The sequence below is a fragment of the Lysinibacillus sp. FSL M8-0216 genome, from assembly GCF_038595555.1.
GTDB classification, from domain to species: domain Bacteria; phylum Bacillota; class Bacilli; order Bacillales_A; family Planococcaceae; genus Lysinibacillus; species Lysinibacillus fusiformis.
In genome coordinates this window covers 510,214-526,338 of sequence record NZ_CP152007.1, presented here as the reverse complement: position 1 = coordinate 526,338, position 16,125 = coordinate 510,214, and the positions used below count along the sequence as shown (strand labels likewise).

Below are 16,125 nucleotides of genomic sequence, written 5' to 3'. Positions count from 1 at the left end.
CCTAAAATTGATTTTTGTAATTTCTGATAGCCTGAACCGTAGTTTCAAAAACACCCTTTGCAATCATTTTACCAACTTCCGTAATGGGACCACCATATAACATTTCTGTCCCTTTTTGAGTTGCTGCAATTAAAAGGCTATCTGTAGCAGTACCTGTAGCAATTGTTCCACTACGCTCATCACGAATATTTTCTGATTGCATAGCCTTCGTTTTCGCTTCTGTAGCTGTCATCATGGCCTGAAAAAATGCTTCCTCCGATAAACAGCCGTTGATAATTACCCATGTATTAATAGTACCAATATATGGTTCATCCTGCCTTTCGTGCACACGAGATACATCTACTGCATTCCCTACACCAGCAGTAACAGCTACTATCACACTGCCAAATGGTGCAGGTAACTCATTGATCGCCACAAGAGCTGTTGGCACTGCTGTCAGCATGACAACTGTATTCGTAGGCGAAAAATGGCCTCTTTGCAAAAATTCATTAACCTCTCTCTTTACATCACTAATCACATAATCACTAGGAACAGAGCGGTTTAACAAGCAATTATGCCACCCAATTCCAGGGTTATGGACAGCAGAGGATACAGTTTTTATAGGAATCTCTGACTGGAGCTGAATAAACTGTTCCGTTATTATAAAATGTTCTTTTTTTATTACAGCGCGCTGTTGATAGTCGCTTGCTGCAGGCATCATCGTAATTTGTGGTTTAGGTATTTCTGGATGAGCATAAGTAGCTACTCGTGCTTGATAAATTTCTTCTATCTGAGAAGCAATTAATACTTCATGTGGTGCCCCAAAAGCTCTCATTTGTCCACTTTCCATGAGCAATAATTCATCACAATAGAGAGAGGCTAAATTCATATCATGTAATACCATCACTACCGTTAAACCACACTCTACAGCTTCCTTCCGCACCATATCTAAAATTTGCCGCTGATGGGCAATGTCTAAATGATTTGTCGGCTCATCTAGCAGTAAAATTTCCGCAGTTTGAGCAAGGGCCTGTGCAACAAAAACTCTTTGCTGTTCGCCACCCGATAAAAATTCCATCGGTGTATGCTCATAACGTTTTATGCCTGTTTGTAGCATTGCATGTTGAACCGCTTGCTCATCTTGCTCAGACCAACTTGAAAAAAAACCTGATTGATGTGGATAACGTCCAAGCGAAATAGCCTCTCTAACACTGTTTGAAAAAGCATTCGCATGGAGCTGTGGTAAAACAGCCATTTTTTTTGCTAAAGCACGGGCATTGTAGGAAAGAATGCTTTGTCCATCAATAGAAATCGTGCCCTCAACTGCTGGTAGAATACCACTCATTACCTTTAATAATGTTGATTTCCCACTACCATTTGGCCCTAAAATGCCAAGAATCTTTCCTTTTTCAACTGTAAAGCTTATATCCTTGACGATCGGTACGTCTTCATAACCACCTGATAGATGTTCAACAACAATCACGCCCGTACCCCCTTGCCTCTTCGTTGCTTATAAAAAATATAGGAAAAAACAGGCGCTCCAATAAATGCCGTAATGACACCAATGGGCAGTTCCCTTGGCAAGATGATGGTTCTTGCAACTAAATCACAAATAATAAGTAATGTTGCCCCATTAAAAAATGATAATGGGAGTAAATGACGGTGATCAGAGCCCCAAATCATTCTTGTCATATGTGGTACAACTAACCCTACAAAGCCAATTGTGCCTGAAACAGCAACTGCTGCTCCAGTTAGCATGGAGCCACCTACTAAAATCAAATACTTACTTTTCTTTACATTGACACCTAAATGCTTCGCTCTTTCTTCCCCATATAACAGAACATTAAGCTCACGTCTCTGAGTCCACAGCATAAGGGAACCAACAATGACAAATGGAATAATCATTTGAACATATGGCCAACCACGCATAGAAACAGAACCGAGTAGCCAGCCGATTACTTGGCGTAGCTCCTCTCCCGATAAAGCAATCATTAACGAGATTAACGATCCTAAAAATGAACTAAAGATAACTCCTGTTAAAATCAGTGTTTCCATCTTTAAAGAACGGTCTACTACTCTAGCAAAGCTCATCACAATCACCATTGTAATAATTGCGCCTATCATGCTAAAGGTAGGTAAGGCATACAAGCCTACAACAGGTATAGAAATATTAAAAAAAATTGTCATGACTGCGCCGACAGAAGCACCAGATGAAATACCTAATGTATATGGATCTGCTAATGGATTTTTGAGCAAGCCTTGGAAAGCCGCTCCCGCAATGGCGAGAGAAGCTCCTACTAGCCCCGCTAAAAGCACACGGGGCAACCGAATTTTCCAAAAGATATTGGCAGCTGTTTCATCAACTGACTGATTCCACAGCACTTCTATCGGAATATGAACAGAGCCTATAGCTACGCCACACCAGATGCTAATGATAAGAAGCGTACATGTTAATACATAGGCTGTTGCTATTTTTTTCACTTAAATACCTCAGGGTAGATAGCTTTTGCTAATTCCTCAAGGCCATCCGCTAAACGTGGTCCCTGACGGCTTGTTGTGCTTTCATCTACTTGCACAATAGCATTATTTTTTACTGCATTAATTGTATCGAAACCAGCACGCTTTGGTATTTTTGTTAAAATATCAGGTACATAACTATATGTCACCACGATGACATCTGGATTTTTTGTGATAATTTTTTCTGCACCAATTTCATACCAATTATCACCGTCTGCTGCTACATTTTTTGCATGGATCATCTCCAGCATTGCGTTCATAAATGTGCCTTGACCAGCTGTATAAATATTAGGTTCATCAGAGGCTTCTACAAAAACGTTCTTAGGTTCAACGTCGTTCACTTTCCCCTGAACCTCTTCCACTTTCGCCTTCATGTCAGCAATGATTTTTTCAGCTTCTGGTAATTTCCCTGTAGCACGCCCAAGCTGTTCAATCGTTGTATAGGTTTCATTAAAATCTTGGGCATTTTTTACAACAAATACTTTCACGCCCGCAGATTCTAGCTGTGCTATGGCTGATTCCGAAAGAGACATGCTAGATTCATGTGCAAAAACGATATCTGGCTTTAAGGCAATAATTTGTTCAATATTGTACTCCATGCCACCAACCTTATCCTTTTCAACTACCTCTGGTGGATAATCGTCGTTGTCTGTAACCCCTACGATTTCATCCTTTAAACCTAGGCCAAACAATATTTCTGTATTACTTGGAATAAGTGACACTATTTTCTTAGGAGGAGCCTCTAGTGTAATATCCTTCCCAATAGCATCCGTTATAGTCATAGGGAATGTTGCTTCTTCCGCCTTAGATGTTTCTTGTTGTGTTTGCTCTTCTGTAGGTGTGGAATTGTCTTTTTGCGCCTCTTGTCCACAAGCTGCTAGCAACCCTATCGTTAAAAATGCCGATACCCCTATTTTCCAAAATTTCTTCATGTGAATCCTCCTTCGTTGATTTGTGCGTTCATGTGTTAGAAGTATTCCTCCATCAAAATAAGACCCCTCATCTTCGAATGATGAGGGGTCAAAATCGCACCAAAAAACTGATACAAAATCCACCATCCTATCCTCGTAGGCTGTCATGTCTATGCTATAAAGGCAGGTCTCCTGGCTTGTGCTCAGTACGTTTTTTCAAGCCTTCCCGAAATCTTCAGTGGCATCATTTGAAAAAACTCACACTTACAGTGGCGGGACCGCATCGGAATTACACCGATTTCCCTTTTCACTTTACTTAAGTAAAGAACCTTTATAATATTCAGTTGATTTTATTATACATGAAATTAAAAAAAGTCGCCTCTATATCAAGGCGACTCCAAAGGTTATTAGACGATTTCAGCAAAATACTGTACGGTTTTCATCGGAGCACCGATCGTTCGTAATGACCAAGTTTGCTCTAAATAAACATCCGCTAGTTTATCATATTTCCCACCAAACTTTTGTGCCCACTCAACGGCTATGACACTTTCATATAATTGAGCCATTTTTTTGGCAACATCCTTTGCTTCAAACGTTTTTGTCGCTTCATCGAGAGTACTAAAAATTTGTAAGGTTGCCGATAGTTTAGTCAATTGCTCTTGAACGATTTTCACTAATGAATGGTCTGTTAATACTTCTAATCGCTTGCTCATCACTTGAACAAACAATTCATGTGCCCTGTATTTATCCACTAAGCGAATAAGCTCCAAAGCTAGTATATTAGCCGTACCCTCCCATACCGTCAGCACTTGCGCATCTCTCAGTAAGCGTGGTGTTACAAAGTCCTCAATATAGCCATTCCCGCCATGTAGCTCAATTGCTTCACTTGCATAATGGACCGCCTGCTCTGCCGTTTCCTTTTTCATAATGGCAATATATAAACGGTTCATGATGATGTCTTGCTCTGTTCCCTGACCACCTGTCACTTTATCGTATAATTGAATAAGATCAAAAATCGTGGCTACTTCTACATGCAGCTTAGCGGCATATTTACCCAATGTATCCTGGATCATAGGATACTGTGTTAAAGGTTTACCAAAGGTATATCGATTTGACACATAATGCTTCGCCTCTAAGAAGCCACGGCGCATAATACCAATGGATGCCACAGCATTACAAATTCTTGATAAATTAAGCGCCTCCAGCATATAATAAATCCCTTTATTTTGATCACCAACTACATAAGCGAGTGCTCCATCAAACTCAACCTCACCAGATGGAACGGCTTTCACACCTAATTTATCTTTTAGTCGTCGAATACGAAGTTGGTTAGCCGATCCATCTTCATTACGCCATGGAACTGCAAATAGAGTTAATCCTTTAGAGCCTGCTTGTGCACCCTCTATTCGTGCCAATACCATTGCAACCCCACACATCCCTGCATTGGAGGCGAAATACTTTTCACCATAGAGGCGGTATTCATTCCCCACAAGTTTTGCTTCTACTACATTCGCACCAACATCTGAGCCTCCTTGTCGCTCTGTTAAAAATGTCGCTCCCTCATATAGCTCCATATCGCCTGTTGCACAAACATGCGGTAAGAAGCGCTGCTTAACTCCTTCCTCTGCATAATGGTCTAATAAATAGGCAGTAGCCATCGTTAACGTCACAGGGCAATAAAAACCGGGCTCCGCATGTGACAGTAAATAACCTTGCGCAAAACTATAGACATAATTCCCTTTGTGACCTAGTTGGGGAATATCTTTATGCACATAGCCAACAATCCCCGTATTATATGTCTCCTCAATTGTTTTTTTGTAGCCGTCATTGACCCATACCTCTGAAACCTCTTCGCCATAGGCATTATACCTTTGAAGGCGAGGCTCTCCTTGTCGATCAGTATGTTTCGCCCTCACATCTATTGCACCCGCACATAGCTCACCAAAGTCCGTCAATTCCCGATGCGCATAAGATGAAAATTCTTTATCGAGCATCATTTCCAACACTTTTTGAAGCGTATCATCATCTGTAAAGAAATTGCTTGTGCCTGCTATTTCCTGTTGTAAAACTTTCATGCTATCTCACCTCTTGTCCTTTCAAAGATTGTTTTAAAATTTTGCCTGACGCATTCCTTGGTAGCGCTTCCACTTTTTCGAAAATTCGCGGCATTTTATACTTAGCAAGCTGCCCCTCTAAATAATCTTTTAGAGCCTCTTCATCAATATCCTGTTTAGCGGAATAAACAGCCTTCACTGTCTCTCCCCATTGTGGATGTGGAACACCAACCACTGCCGCTTCAAATATCCCCTCAAAGCTTAAAAGGCAATCTTCAATTTCTTTCGGATAAATATTGACTCCTCCCGAAATAATCACATCTTTTTTTCGATCAACAATCCAAATAAAGCCGTCTTCATCCTTACGAGCTAGATCACCTGTTTTTAACCAACTGTCTATAAAGGCCGCATTGGTTGCCGCTTCATCTCTGTAGTAGCCAAGCATATTACCCTCACCAAATAAAACGATTTCCCCTACTTCTCCTGCTGGTACATCTTCGCCACTGTCGTTAACAATACGTATCTCTGTACCTAAAGGTGCTCGCTGTCCAATACTCCCAGCCTTTCCTTCATGCTCCTTGCCAAATAGCAATGATCCACTTGGCCCCGCCTCTGTTAATCCATATACGCATGTTAAATTAGTTGTGCGGAATGACTGTTGAATGAAACGAACTTCGTTTTCAGATAAAGGTGCACCTCCATATACCCACCATTTCATGGAGGACAAATCAGCTGATTGCAATCTCGGCATCTGTGCTGTTAATAAATAAGCAACAGGTGCGCCAAAGAAATGAGTCGTTTTTTCCTGTTCAATGGAATCCATTAATAAATCTGGTGTAAAAGTTGGCGTTAACACATTTGTAGAGCCTACAAATACACCTGCCATTAAAAATAAATGCAATGGAGCCGAATGAGTTAATGGCATCATTAGCAATATACGGCTTTCAGGCTTGACCTCCATTTCAACTGCAATCATTTGTGCAACCGTTAAAATATTACGATAGCTAAACAATACGCCCTTTGGTTTCCCAGTCGTACCTGATGTGTACAAAATGGTCGAAGCATCATCTTCGTTTAACTGACATTCAATCGTTTGGGAACTGGCACTTTGAATCATTGTTTCATAATGAAGCCAGCCTGCTACTTGTTGGCCTGTTTTAATTTTTAACGGGATTACGGCAATATGCTGGACTGCCGCAAAAATGGCTTCATGTGCAATAATCACCTTTGCCTCAGCATGCTGTGCCACATACTCTACTTCTTGTAATGTAAACTTAGCATTGACTGGGACGACAATAGCACCCATTCGCTGAATAGCAAAATAGCTCACGACAAACTCTACAACGTTAGGCATAAAAATCAGAACTTTATCTCCCTGCCTTACACCCTGTTCTAATAATGCATGACTAAAACGGGTCACTTGCTCATCTAAATCATGATAGGTCACTCTTCTACCATGACAAATAACGGCTTCCTTTGTTGGATACTTACGGGCATTACGTGCTAATAAATCGGAACTATTCATCGTGCATCTCTCCCCTTAAAGTCGTTAATTTCTCATTAAACATGCCATGCATTTGTTGTAATTCATTTCTCATTTGCGTAAGCTCAGCTATTTTCCTATCAATCTCCTGTATCTTTTGCTCTCCGTATTCAACGGTTCGCTCCAATTGCTGAATTCCTGAGCGATCAAAATCAAAAAGTAACACCATTTCCTTGATCTCCTCCAGTGAAAAGCCGTAACGCTTTCCTCTGAAAATAAGCTTGAGCTTCGCAGATTCTTTTTTCGAAAAGGTTCGTTGATTCGTAGATGAACGTTGAGGACAAAGAAGCCCAAGCTCCTCATAATAACGAATTGTACGTGTGGACACATCGAACTCCTTAGCCACCTCTTGAATCGTCTTCATAATCGTCTCCCCCTCCTGATTGGCAACAGTATACCATTGACGTTAACGTAAACTTCAACAAAATTTTCGAAATTAACAGAAAAATATAGTTCGAAGCAGAAATTTTAATGATTAGCCATTACTCTCGTATCACTAACTACCATAATTTAATGTGTTAACTTGCTTTCTATCCATAAAAAAACCCCTAACACTTTTCCTGTTAGGGGCTAAGATAGACTATTACATTTTTTCTGGTGCTGACACGCCGATTAAACGAAGCGCATTAGCAATTGTTGTACGAACTGCAGTAATTAATGCTAAGCGAGCTTCTGTTAGCTCTTTGTTTGAAGCATCTAATACTTTTTCTGCATTATAGAAACTATGGAAAGCAGCCGCTGTTTCTTGAATATAATTTGCGATACGGTGTGGTGTACGATGTTTAGCCGCGTCAGCTACCACTTGTGGGAAATCGCCTATTTTTTTCAATAAATCAATTTCCTTTTCAGCTGTTAATAGGTTTAGGTTTTCACTTGTAGCAGCAAAACCTTGTTCATTGGCAGAGCGTAAAATTGATGAAATACGTGCATGTGCATATTGTGCATAATACACTGGGTTTTCATTAGATTGCGATACGGCAAGGTCAAGGTCAAAATCCATATGAGAATCGCCTGCTGTTTTTACGAAGAAGTAGCGAACTGCATCTAAACCAACTTCTTCCACAAGCTCGCGCATTGTTACCGCATTGCCTGTACGTTTAGACATTTTGAATTTTTCACCGTTTTTATAAAGCTGAACCATTTGAATTACTTCTACTTCTAATGTATCACGATCATAGCCTAATGCTTGAATGGCAGCCTTCATACGTGGAATATAGCCGTGATGGTCTGCTCCCCAAATATTGATTAATTTATCAAAGCCACGGACAATTTTATCCTCATGATAGGCGATATCTGGCGTTAAATATGTGAACGAACCATCGTTTTTAATTAATACACGGTCTTTATCATCACCAAAAGTTGTTGAGCGGAACCAAGTAGCACCATCCTCTTCAAACACATGACCATTTGCTTTTAATTTATCTAATGCCACTTCAATTTTTCCGTTTTCATATAGAGACGTTTCAGAATACCAAACATCAAAGTTTACACGGAAGTTTGCTAGGTCTGTTTTTAATTTATCTAATTCTAACGCTAAACCATGCTGACGGAAGAATGCAAAACGCTCTTCATCTGATTTAGTTAGGATTGCATCACCATGCTCTATTGCTAGCTTGCCAGCAATTTCAATAATATCTGGGCCGTGGTAGCCGTCTTCTGGCATTTCGGCATCCAATCCTAATGCCTGCTTATAACGTGCTTCTAATGAGTTTGCAAGGTTATTAATTTGGTTCCCTGCATCATTAATATAGTACTCACGAGAGACACTGTAGCCAGCCATATCTAATACATTACATAATGAATCTCCAACAGATGCCCCACGCGCATGTCCTAAATGAAGATCTCCTGTAGGGTTAGCCGAAACGAACTCTATTTGAACCTTCTCCCCTGCGCCTGCATTTGAACGACCATAGTCTGCGCCTTGCTCGATAACCTGTGTAACTACCCCTGTTAGGAAATCTTTACGCACTGTGATATTCATGAAACCAGGACCAGCAATATCAATTTTCTCAATATCTGTTCCTTCAGTATCCAGATTTTCTAAAATAGCTTCCGCAATTGCACGAGGTGGCTTCTTCGCTAACTTTGTTAATTGCATAGCAATGTTTGTTGCATAGTCACCATTTGCTTTGTCCTTTGGTGTTTCCAAGTGAATTGTTAATTCTGTGTCAGCCTCCACTAAGCCTGCTTTTTTCACGGCTTGAGCCAACGCTGCTTTTATAGCCTGTTGTACTTGTTCTACTGCGTTCATCATTGTACCTCCGTAAATGTAATATCTAATGTATAATTGCCAACAGATTGCCCACCCATTAGTAAATCGTACTGTACATGGAAATCTCCGCTTACTGCCCTGTTCGTAAATGACATTTTCTTCGTGTCGATAACGAGTGGCATGGAGCCAAACTCACCTTCATAATGCCCTTTTTGCTGTTCAATTATGTTCAGTGGTAACCGCATACTGACAGCACCAGCACGCATAATAAGCGCCTTCTCATGGCCTAACTTCATAGTCGTGCGGATGGTTTTATCCTCCTGCACCTCATCATATTTCAAATACAAGCTTCCTGCTTTTTCAAGTAGCTGCCCTTTGAGCCGCATTTCATAACTTTCGGATTCTCCATCACTTGGGCGAATCGTAGAAATGAGCGTAATGTTTACTTGCGATCTTACTTCGTTCGCCATAACGGACGCTCCCTTTTTAGTCTTTTACTATAACCTTTTTATTATAGGATGAATGCCATTGTTTTTTCAAGATAGAAGTCAACTAGAGCGCAACTACTACGGATAATTGAGCAATAAAAAAATCCTCCCTTCTAATGAAGAGAGGATTTATGCAATTTATCTATACCATTTTTTAATAATTAATTGCTGAACCGTTAATAATAAAGCACTTACTGTCCAATATATTGGAATAATCGCTGGATTAAACAAACTAAAAATAAGGATCATGATGGGATTAATGAACATCATAATCTTCATATTTATTGGTTGATTTTTATCTAACGAGAGCCAACTTTGCATGAAGTAGATGACACAAGCTATTATTGAAATCCCGATATCCACTGTGCCCAAATTCATCCAAAGGAAATTTTCACTGGCAATCACTGTATCTAGCTTAATCGCATAGTACAGTGAAAATAACACAGGCAATTGAATGATGATTGGTAAACAACCTAATAATGAGCTTTTCAATGAATCTGAAGTTAATTCTTGTATTTTTTGTTGAACCATTATTTTTTCAGATTCATCATGACTATTCTTCAATTTAGCAGTAAGCTCATCTAGTTCAGGTTTAATGGATGTCATTAAATCTTTTGAATGTTTTTGGTGCTTGGCCGATTTAATAAAAAGCGGCATAAGTATTGCTCTCACTGCAATCGTGATACTAATAACACCTATTGCATAGCTTCCTGTAAAAAAATGGATAAAATGAATGAAATAAATAATAGGTTGCGTTAAAAAAGTAAACAATGATTCTCCTCCTAGTTTTAAAGTTTACATCAAACTAGGAGACACACTTTCTTCCTCATTGTTTTCTGACGTTCTTATACAGAGAACGAACCACGTTAGCAAAGGTGGAGTCCAAGTATTAGTGATGTCATAATCTACTTCAATTTCTTCATCTTGTATGTCTTGAACCATGAATTTATTGGCGAAATATAGCTGTAAATTAACACAGAGAACTGTTAAAACGAACGAAGCCAATAGCCAAAAATATTCCATTGTACTCATAAAAATAAATATATCATTCATGAGAAGAGACCAAATCACAATACCCCTCCTTCCCTTTTTATATACAAAAAATTATATTCGTATTGTGAATATTGAGTCAAATAATACCTTTACTTTTTTGAAACGACTAAAAAAAATGGGGCTAGCCATAGCTACCCCCATCTAATCATAATTATTTTACCCAGCCTAAAATCATTTCACGCAATAACTTAGAAGCTGTGTTAGCTGTCATTTCAGATGTGTCATAAATAGGTGCTACTTCCACTAGATCAAAGCCTACAACATTTACGCCGCTTGCTGCAATGGCATGAATGGAAGCTAGTAATTCTTTCGCAGTAATACCACCGCAATCAACTGTGCCAGTTCCCGGTGCATGAGCTGGATCTAACACGTCAATATCGATCGTTACGTAAACATTACGCCCCTCCAGCGTTGGAAGAACTTCCTTTAACGGCTCTAGTACTTCAAATTTAGAAATATGCATACCGTTTTCCTTCGCCCATTCAAATTCCTCTTTCATTCCTGAACGAATACCAAATGAATATACATTTTTAGGTCCGATATGTTCGGCAATTTTACGAATTGGTGTTGAGTGTGATAGTGGCTCTCCCTCATACTCTACTCGTAAATCTGTGTGAGCATCAAAGTGTATGATAGCTAGGTCATCATATTTAGCAGATACTGCTTTCATGACAGGCCAAGACACTAAATGTTCTCCTCCCATACCAACAGGGATTTTGCCATCAGCTAGTAATTTTTCAATAAATTTTTCAATTTCATCTAATGAACGTTGTGCATTCCCAAATGGTAGTGGAATGTCACCTGCATCAAAATACTTTACTTCCTCAAGCTCACGATCTAAATATGGGCTGTACTCTTCAAGACCGATAGATACCTCACGGATACGTTGTGGGCCGAATCGTGAACCTGGACGGTAACTAACTGTCCAATCCATCGGCATACCATAAATAACTGCCTGAGCATCCTCATATGTAGGATGACTTTTTATAAATACATTTCCTGAATACGCTTCATCAAATCTCATTGCTAGACCTCCGTTATAAATAAAATATTATTTTGAAAAACAACTTATCTTAAAGTCCGACTATGATGGCTTACAGGATTGTAATGAAACCTGTATCCTTTTATCCTCGTATACATTATTGGAACCTCTAGCAAATTTCGATTAAAATCTACAAAGTATGATTTTCTTGTCGAATGCCAGCGTTTCAAGTAGTACAAAAAAAGTATAGATGTTTTTGAATAAAGTGCAATAGTTTTTAGGTAGAATTTCGATTAAAGATGAATGTTCGAACACATACTAACGTTAAGTTCGAAGTTGTGAGAAAACGAGGTGAAAGTCGGATGAAACGAAAAAGCTATCATCGAAAGCAAAAGCGTGTAAAGCGCACACGGAAATCACTTACTTATTTTGTCGCCTTTGCAACTGCAATTGTCGTAGCATTTGTAGCACTACGCATCTATGTTCAAGTGGCTGGTGCACCGCCTTTAACCGTACCGAAAGCCTCAATTTTCTTAGATGAAAATGAGAACCAAATTGGAGACCACTTTACAAATCAGAGACGTTATTGGGTTGGTCTCGATGAGATGTCACCTTTTTTAAAAGAAGCAGTAGTAGCTGTTGAAGATAAAGATTTTTATAAACATGGTGGCTTTGACTATTCACGTATTGCTGGTGCGATTTTAGTGGATATTAAAGCTGGAGGAAAGGTACAAGGAGCTAGTACAATTACCCAGCAATATGCTCGTAACCTTTATCTTTCTCATGAGAAATCTTGGACACGTAAATTAAATGAAGCTCTGTATGCTTATAGATTAGAAGTTTTTTATGATAAGGATGAAATATTAGAAGGTTATTTAAATACGGTTTATTACGGTCATGGCATGTACGGGGTTGAAGCGGCCAGTCGATTTTACTTTGGCAAGTCTGCTCGTGATTTAACGCTAGCAGAGGCAGCCATGTTAACCGGTGTACCAAAGGGTCCAAGTATCTATTCGCCAATTGCTAATTTGGACAAAGCTACAAATCGCCAACATGTTATTTTAAAGCTTATGGCAGATCAAGGAGCTATTTCACAAGAAGAAAAAACACGTGCAGAAAATGAACAACTTGTATTGAAAAATGACAGTTGGGTAGCAACCAAATCTGTTGCCCCTTATTTCCTAGATGTTGCTTGGCAAGAAGCGAGTGAAATTTTAAAATCAAAAAATTTGGATATTAGTGAGGGTGGCTGGACGATTCAAACGACATTGAATCTTGAACATCAAAAAGCAGCCGAGGAAGCAGTGGCAAAAAACATGCCTGCTGATGATCTTCAAACAGCCTTTGTTAGTATGGAATCTAAAACAGGTGCTGTAACAGCATTAGTAGGTGGTCGTGACTATGCAGTAAGTTCATTTAACCGTGTGACACAGGCAAAACGTCAGCCAGGGTCTACCATCAAGCCTATTTTATATGCGGCGGCTTTAGAAAATGGGTACACTCCGCTTACTTTTTTAGATGTAGGTGAAACAACTTTTACCTATGATAATGGACGAGGGACGTATGCCCCTAAAAATGTAAATGGGCAGTTTGCTGATCACGATATGACTATGGCGCAAGCTATTGCTATCTCGGATAATATTTATGCTGTAAAGACTTTAGAAGACATTGGCTTCAAGGAATTTCACGATATGGCGAACCGTTTTAATGTAGGCATTGGTGCAAAGGATAATTTATCAATTGCACTTGGCACGATCGAAACTACGCTTTATGAAATGACAAATGCTTATAATGTTTTAGCATCACAAGGGCAGCAAATGACTCCGACGGCAATTGTATCCATAAAAAATGCTAATGGAGACGTCATTTATGAAAACAAAGGTGTGACGAAAAAAACGGAGACAGCTATTTCCAAAGAGAATGCATTTATCTTAACAGAAATGATGACAGGTATTTTTGACCCAGTTTTCAGCGATTATTCACCTGCAACTGGAATAAGCATTCGCTCACGCATGACCCATACTTATGCAGCAAAATCAGGGTCTACCAATAGTGACCAGTGGCTTATCGGTTTTACACCAAGTCTAACTGCTGGTGTCTGGAACGGCTATGACCAAGGGAAAAACCTAACGACAAAAGAAGATACTGCAGCGACAAAGCAAATATGGATAGACTTTATGGAGACTGTTAATAAAGGGACAAAAAATGAAGATTTCAAAAAGCCAAAAGCTGTTGAAGGTGTTGTTATCGATATCGAAACAGGTAAATTAGCGACTGATGCTTGTCCAAAACAACGACTTGTCTATATGGAATCTAAGGATGTACCAACTGAGAAATGTACGAACTTTGACATTCTTGACAGTAATACATGGGGAGAATTTTGGAATATGCTACCGTTCTCCATATTTAAAGACTAAAAAATAAACAAACAATCATCCGGAAACCTTTTTAAGCCTAATACGTTTTAAGTTATGAAGGCTCTCGACAAAGTAACAGATAGATATACGAAAAATAAGAAAAGCTTTCTCTTCCCCGGAGACGTGTCCGTGGGAACAGAAAGCTTTTCTTTTTATGGTTTGCGAAGTATGAGCATCATGGGGCATTTGGCTTGGGTTGTTCAAATGCCGCATAGCGCTCATAACTTTCGCGAAACCAAGTGTCCTAGCTTACTAAAATGTAAGCTCTGCCTCAAGTTTACTTTGTTTCAAACTCACTTTCAACCTAATATCGAAAACGATTGCAAAATGTCACAGTTTGTTCAATCATTAAAGGTCTATTCGACAAATAAGTCTTGACGCAATTGCTCGCTACTTCGCTCCCACAGGTCTGGATTAAGTTGTTCTAGGAAAGCAGCTAACACTTTTTTAGACGGCGTATCCATATGCTCTACGATAATATGACGTTTCATGGATTTATCCATTTTATTCACATGATCAGCCAAAATTTTATAGCCACGGCGTTTTTCACGGTTCACTACCATTTCACAAGCTGTTATTCCCGCATAGTAAGGTCCATCCTCTTTATGATCGATTGTCACCCATACTAGCCAATATGGCTTTCCACCCTCTGAATCAGCACGATTCGTTGTAAATTTAATTCCGCGTTCCACATCGCTACGTGCATGCATAGCACCAATCTCAACAGATGCTGTTCCCTCTTCCACATCTAAAATGACTGGCGATACATTTTCTAACGAAAGCGAGCCAATCCCAAAACCCTTATGTCCATCAGTTGGATCATTTTTTATAATCGTAAAGCCCATTTTTTGTTTTGGTTTTTCTTCATTTGCCATACTTAAATACCCTCCATTCTGCTATTATAAAAGGAAGCATATTGCCACAATTATCATGGCACGTATGCCTCAACGCAAGTAAGAAGTTTATACTACTTTCTTATAAACTAACTATACAACATTATTCTATAAAGGAGGCAATATTATGCCATACGTAACAGTTAAAATGCTTGAAGGTCGTACAGAGGAACAAAAACGCGCCCTTGTAAAAGAAGTAACAGAAGCCGTTTCACGCACAGTGAATGCACCTGCAGAAAATGTAACAGTTTTTATTGAAGAAATGTCTAAAAACCATTACGGCGTTGCTGGCGTTCGTTTGAGTGATAAATAAATTGAACTTGGGTAGAGCCGCCTAACGCTCTACCCATTTTTAAACGTTTCAGTATTTCGTTACTATCGCTAGGATGTGATCAAAGATTAATGAAAAGGAATAAACTTAAACTGGCCTTACTTCTATGTGTGCTTATCATCGGCTTGTTACTAATATCTATCACACCTATTCAAAACGTGTTGATTGCACGTATGAGTGACCAATTCAACGCAGTAGAGTACAGCACTGACGATATTAAAAGGAACAACCAACTAGATGCGGATTTTGAGTTCGAAGCCGTGCAATCACTGTCCATCGCCGAGGTTCTCCAAGCGCAAATAAAGGCTAGCAAAATGCCTGTTATCGGCAGTATTGCCGTGCCTAGTGTCCATATGCAGCTTCCTATTTTAAAGGGAGTAGGTAATACTGTTCTTGCTATTGGAGCGGGTACGATGAAGCCTAATCAGCAGCTCGGTCAAGGAAACTATGCTTTGGCAGGTCATTATTTTGAAGAGAAAGATATTTTATTCAGTCCCCTCTATCAAGCACAAATTGGCGATATTATTTATGTCACAGACATGAGTAATGTGTACGAGTATCAATTAGCGACTAAAAAAATCATTGCAGCAACAGATGTTTACATCGTGGATGATATCCCCAATCAGACGACGTTAACCTTAATTACCTGCGCGGAAAAAGGCTCCAAACGACTCGCCTTACAAGCAGATTTTGTGCAAAGCTATTCTTTAGAAAATGCCAAAGGAACCTTTTAAATCACACAAAA

General features: G+C 39.4%; 15 protein-coding genes and 1 riboswitch. Of the genes, 3 read left to right on the top strand and 12 right to left on the bottom strand.

Translation table 11 applies throughout. The features are described 5' to 3' along the window. Position 1: 1 nt before the first annotated feature. From MKX57_RS02515 to speB, 11 genes are all read right to left on the bottom strand, one after another. Positions 2-1,462: an adenosylcobinamide amidohydrolase gene (locus MKX57_RS02515; RefSeq protein ID WP_089986054.1), complete on the bottom strand. Its 1,461-nt coding sequence runs from the start codon at positions 1,460-1,462 to the stop codon at positions 2-4. Then, the gene (locus tag MKX57_RS02510; RefSeq protein WP_008179045.1) at positions 1,459-2,460 is read right to left on the bottom strand and encodes an iron ABC transporter permease; all 1,002 of its coding nucleotides are present in this window, start codon (positions 2,458-2,460) and stop codon (positions 1,459-1,461) included. The genes MKX57_RS02515 and MKX57_RS02510 overlap by 4 nt, the downstream gene beginning before the upstream one ends. After that, on the bottom strand, positions 2,457-3,428 hold the full coding sequence (locus MKX57_RS02505; protein WP_342550726.1) for an ABC transporter substrate-binding protein: 972 nt from the start codon (positions 3,426-3,428) through the stop codon (positions 2,457-2,459). Before MKX57_RS02505 ends, MKX57_RS02510 begins: the two co-directional genes overlap by 4 nt. Positions 3,429-3,571: 143 nt before the next feature. Further along, a riboswitch (cobalamin riboswitch) is annotated at positions 3,572-3,755 on the bottom strand. A gap of 59 nt (positions 3,756-3,814) precedes the next feature. Further along, positions 3,815-5,482, bottom strand: coding sequence for an acyl-CoA dehydrogenase family protein (locus tag MKX57_RS02500; protein WP_090002933.1), 1,668 nt, complete (start codon positions 5,480-5,482; stop codon positions 3,815-3,817). A 1-nt stretch (position 5,483) separates the two neighbouring features. Further along, positions 5,484-6,986, bottom strand: a complete 1,503-nt coding sequence (locus MKX57_RS02495; RefSeq protein WP_342550725.1) for a long-chain-fatty-acid--CoA ligase — start codon at positions 6,984-6,986, stop codon at positions 5,484-5,486. Next, complete coding sequence (locus tag MKX57_RS02490) at positions 6,979-7,368, bottom strand: MerR family transcriptional regulator (RefSeq protein WP_089986052.1); 390 nt, start codon at positions 7,366-7,368, stop codon at positions 6,979-6,981. The genes MKX57_RS02495 and MKX57_RS02490 overlap by 8 nt, the downstream gene beginning before the upstream one ends. A 219-nt stretch (positions 7,369-7,587) precedes the next feature. After that, entirely contained in the window at positions 7,588-9,255 is a 1,668-nt protein-coding gene (gene argS / locus MKX57_RS02485; RefSeq protein ID WP_008179053.1) for an arginine--tRNA ligase, read from the bottom strand. Then, positions 9,255-9,686, bottom strand: a complete 432-nt coding sequence (locus MKX57_RS02480) for a DUF1934 domain-containing protein (protein WP_008179055.1) — start codon at positions 9,684-9,686, stop codon at positions 9,255-9,257. The genes argS and MKX57_RS02480 overlap by 1 nt, the downstream gene beginning before the upstream one ends. 156 nt (positions 9,687-9,842) lie before the next feature. Further along, positions 9,843-10,475, bottom strand: coding sequence for a membrane protein insertase YidC (gene yidC, locus MKX57_RS02475; RefSeq protein ID WP_342550724.1), 633 nt, complete (start codon positions 10,473-10,475; stop codon positions 9,843-9,845). Between the two features lie 24 nt (positions 10,476-10,499). Then, entirely contained in the window at positions 10,500-10,775 is a 276-nt protein-coding gene (locus tag MKX57_RS02470; protein ID WP_089986049.1) for a hypothetical protein, read from the bottom strand. Between the two features lie 133 nt (positions 10,776-10,908). Further along, positions 10,909-11,781 carry an agmatinase gene (speB, locus tag MKX57_RS02465; protein ID WP_036122947.1) on the bottom strand — a complete coding sequence of 291 codons (873 nt, stop codon included), beginning with the start codon at positions 11,779-11,781 and terminating at the stop codon, positions 10,909-10,911. A 320-nt stretch (positions 11,782-12,101) separates the two neighbouring features. Here speB and MKX57_RS02460 point away from each other — a divergent pair, with 320 nt between their 5' ends. Beyond that, positions 12,102-14,156, top strand: coding sequence for a PBP1A family penicillin-binding protein (locus tag MKX57_RS02460; RefSeq protein WP_107921645.1), 2,055 nt, complete (start codon positions 12,102-12,104; stop codon positions 14,154-14,156). Positions 14,157-14,512: 356 nt separating this feature from the next. Here the strand turns inward: MKX57_RS02460 and MKX57_RS02455 are convergent, their stop codons facing one another. Beyond that, the gene (locus MKX57_RS02455) at positions 14,513-15,031 is read right to left on the bottom strand and encodes a YwhD family protein (protein ID WP_008179119.1); all 519 of its coding nucleotides are present in this window, start codon (positions 15,029-15,031) and stop codon (positions 14,513-14,515) included. Between the two features lie 145 nt (positions 15,032-15,176). On the opposite strand from MKX57_RS02455, the gene MKX57_RS02450 reads away from it, so the two are divergent. Then, complete coding sequence (locus MKX57_RS02450; protein WP_012292709.1) at positions 15,177-15,362, top strand: 2-hydroxymuconate tautomerase; 186 nt, start codon at positions 15,177-15,179, stop codon at positions 15,360-15,362. 143 nt (positions 15,363-15,505) lie between these two features. Continuing rightward, entirely contained in the window at positions 15,506-16,114 is a 609-nt protein-coding gene (locus MKX57_RS02445; protein ID WP_342550723.1) for a class A sortase, read from the top strand. Positions 16,115-16,125: the final 11 nt, after the last annotated feature.

Bases quoted from the DNA above. Each gene is read 5' to 3' on its own strand.
- speB (WP_036122947.1), bottom strand. From the start codon at position 11,781: ATGAGATTTGATGAAGCGTATTCAGGAAATGTATTTATAAAAAGTCAT.
- MKX57_RS02505 (WP_342550726.1), bottom strand. From the start codon at position 3,428: ATGAAGAAATTTTGGAAAATAGGGGTATCGGCATTTTTAACGATAGGG.
- MKX57_RS02460 (WP_107921645.1), top strand. From the start codon at position 12,102: ATGAAACGAAAAAGCTATCATCGAAAGCAAAAGCGTGTAAAGCGCACA.
- MKX57_RS02490 (WP_089986052.1), bottom strand. From the start codon at position 7,368: ATGAAGACGATTCAAGAGGTGGCTAAGGAGTTCGATGTGTCCACACGT.
- MKX57_RS02480 (WP_008179055.1), bottom strand. From the start codon at position 9,686: ATGGCGAACGAAGTAAGATCGCAAGTAAACATTACGCTCATTTCTACG.
- argS (WP_008179053.1), bottom strand. From the start codon at position 9,255: ATGAACGCAGTAGAACAAGTACAACAGGCTATAAAAGCAGCGTTGGCT.
- MKX57_RS02495 (WP_342550725.1), bottom strand. From the start codon at position 6,986: ATGAATAGTTCCGATTTATTAGCACGTAATGCCCGTAAGTATCCAACA.
- MKX57_RS02500 (WP_090002933.1), bottom strand. From the start codon at position 5,482: ATGAAAGTTTTACAACAGGAAATAGCAGGCACAAGCAATTTCTTTACA.
- MKX57_RS02450 (WP_012292709.1), top strand. From the start codon at position 15,177: ATGCCATACGTAACAGTTAAAATGCTTGAAGGTCGTACAGAGGAACAA.
- MKX57_RS02455 (WP_008179119.1), bottom strand. From the start codon at position 15,031: ATGGCAAATGAAGAAAAACCAAAACAAAAAATGGGCTTTACGATTATA.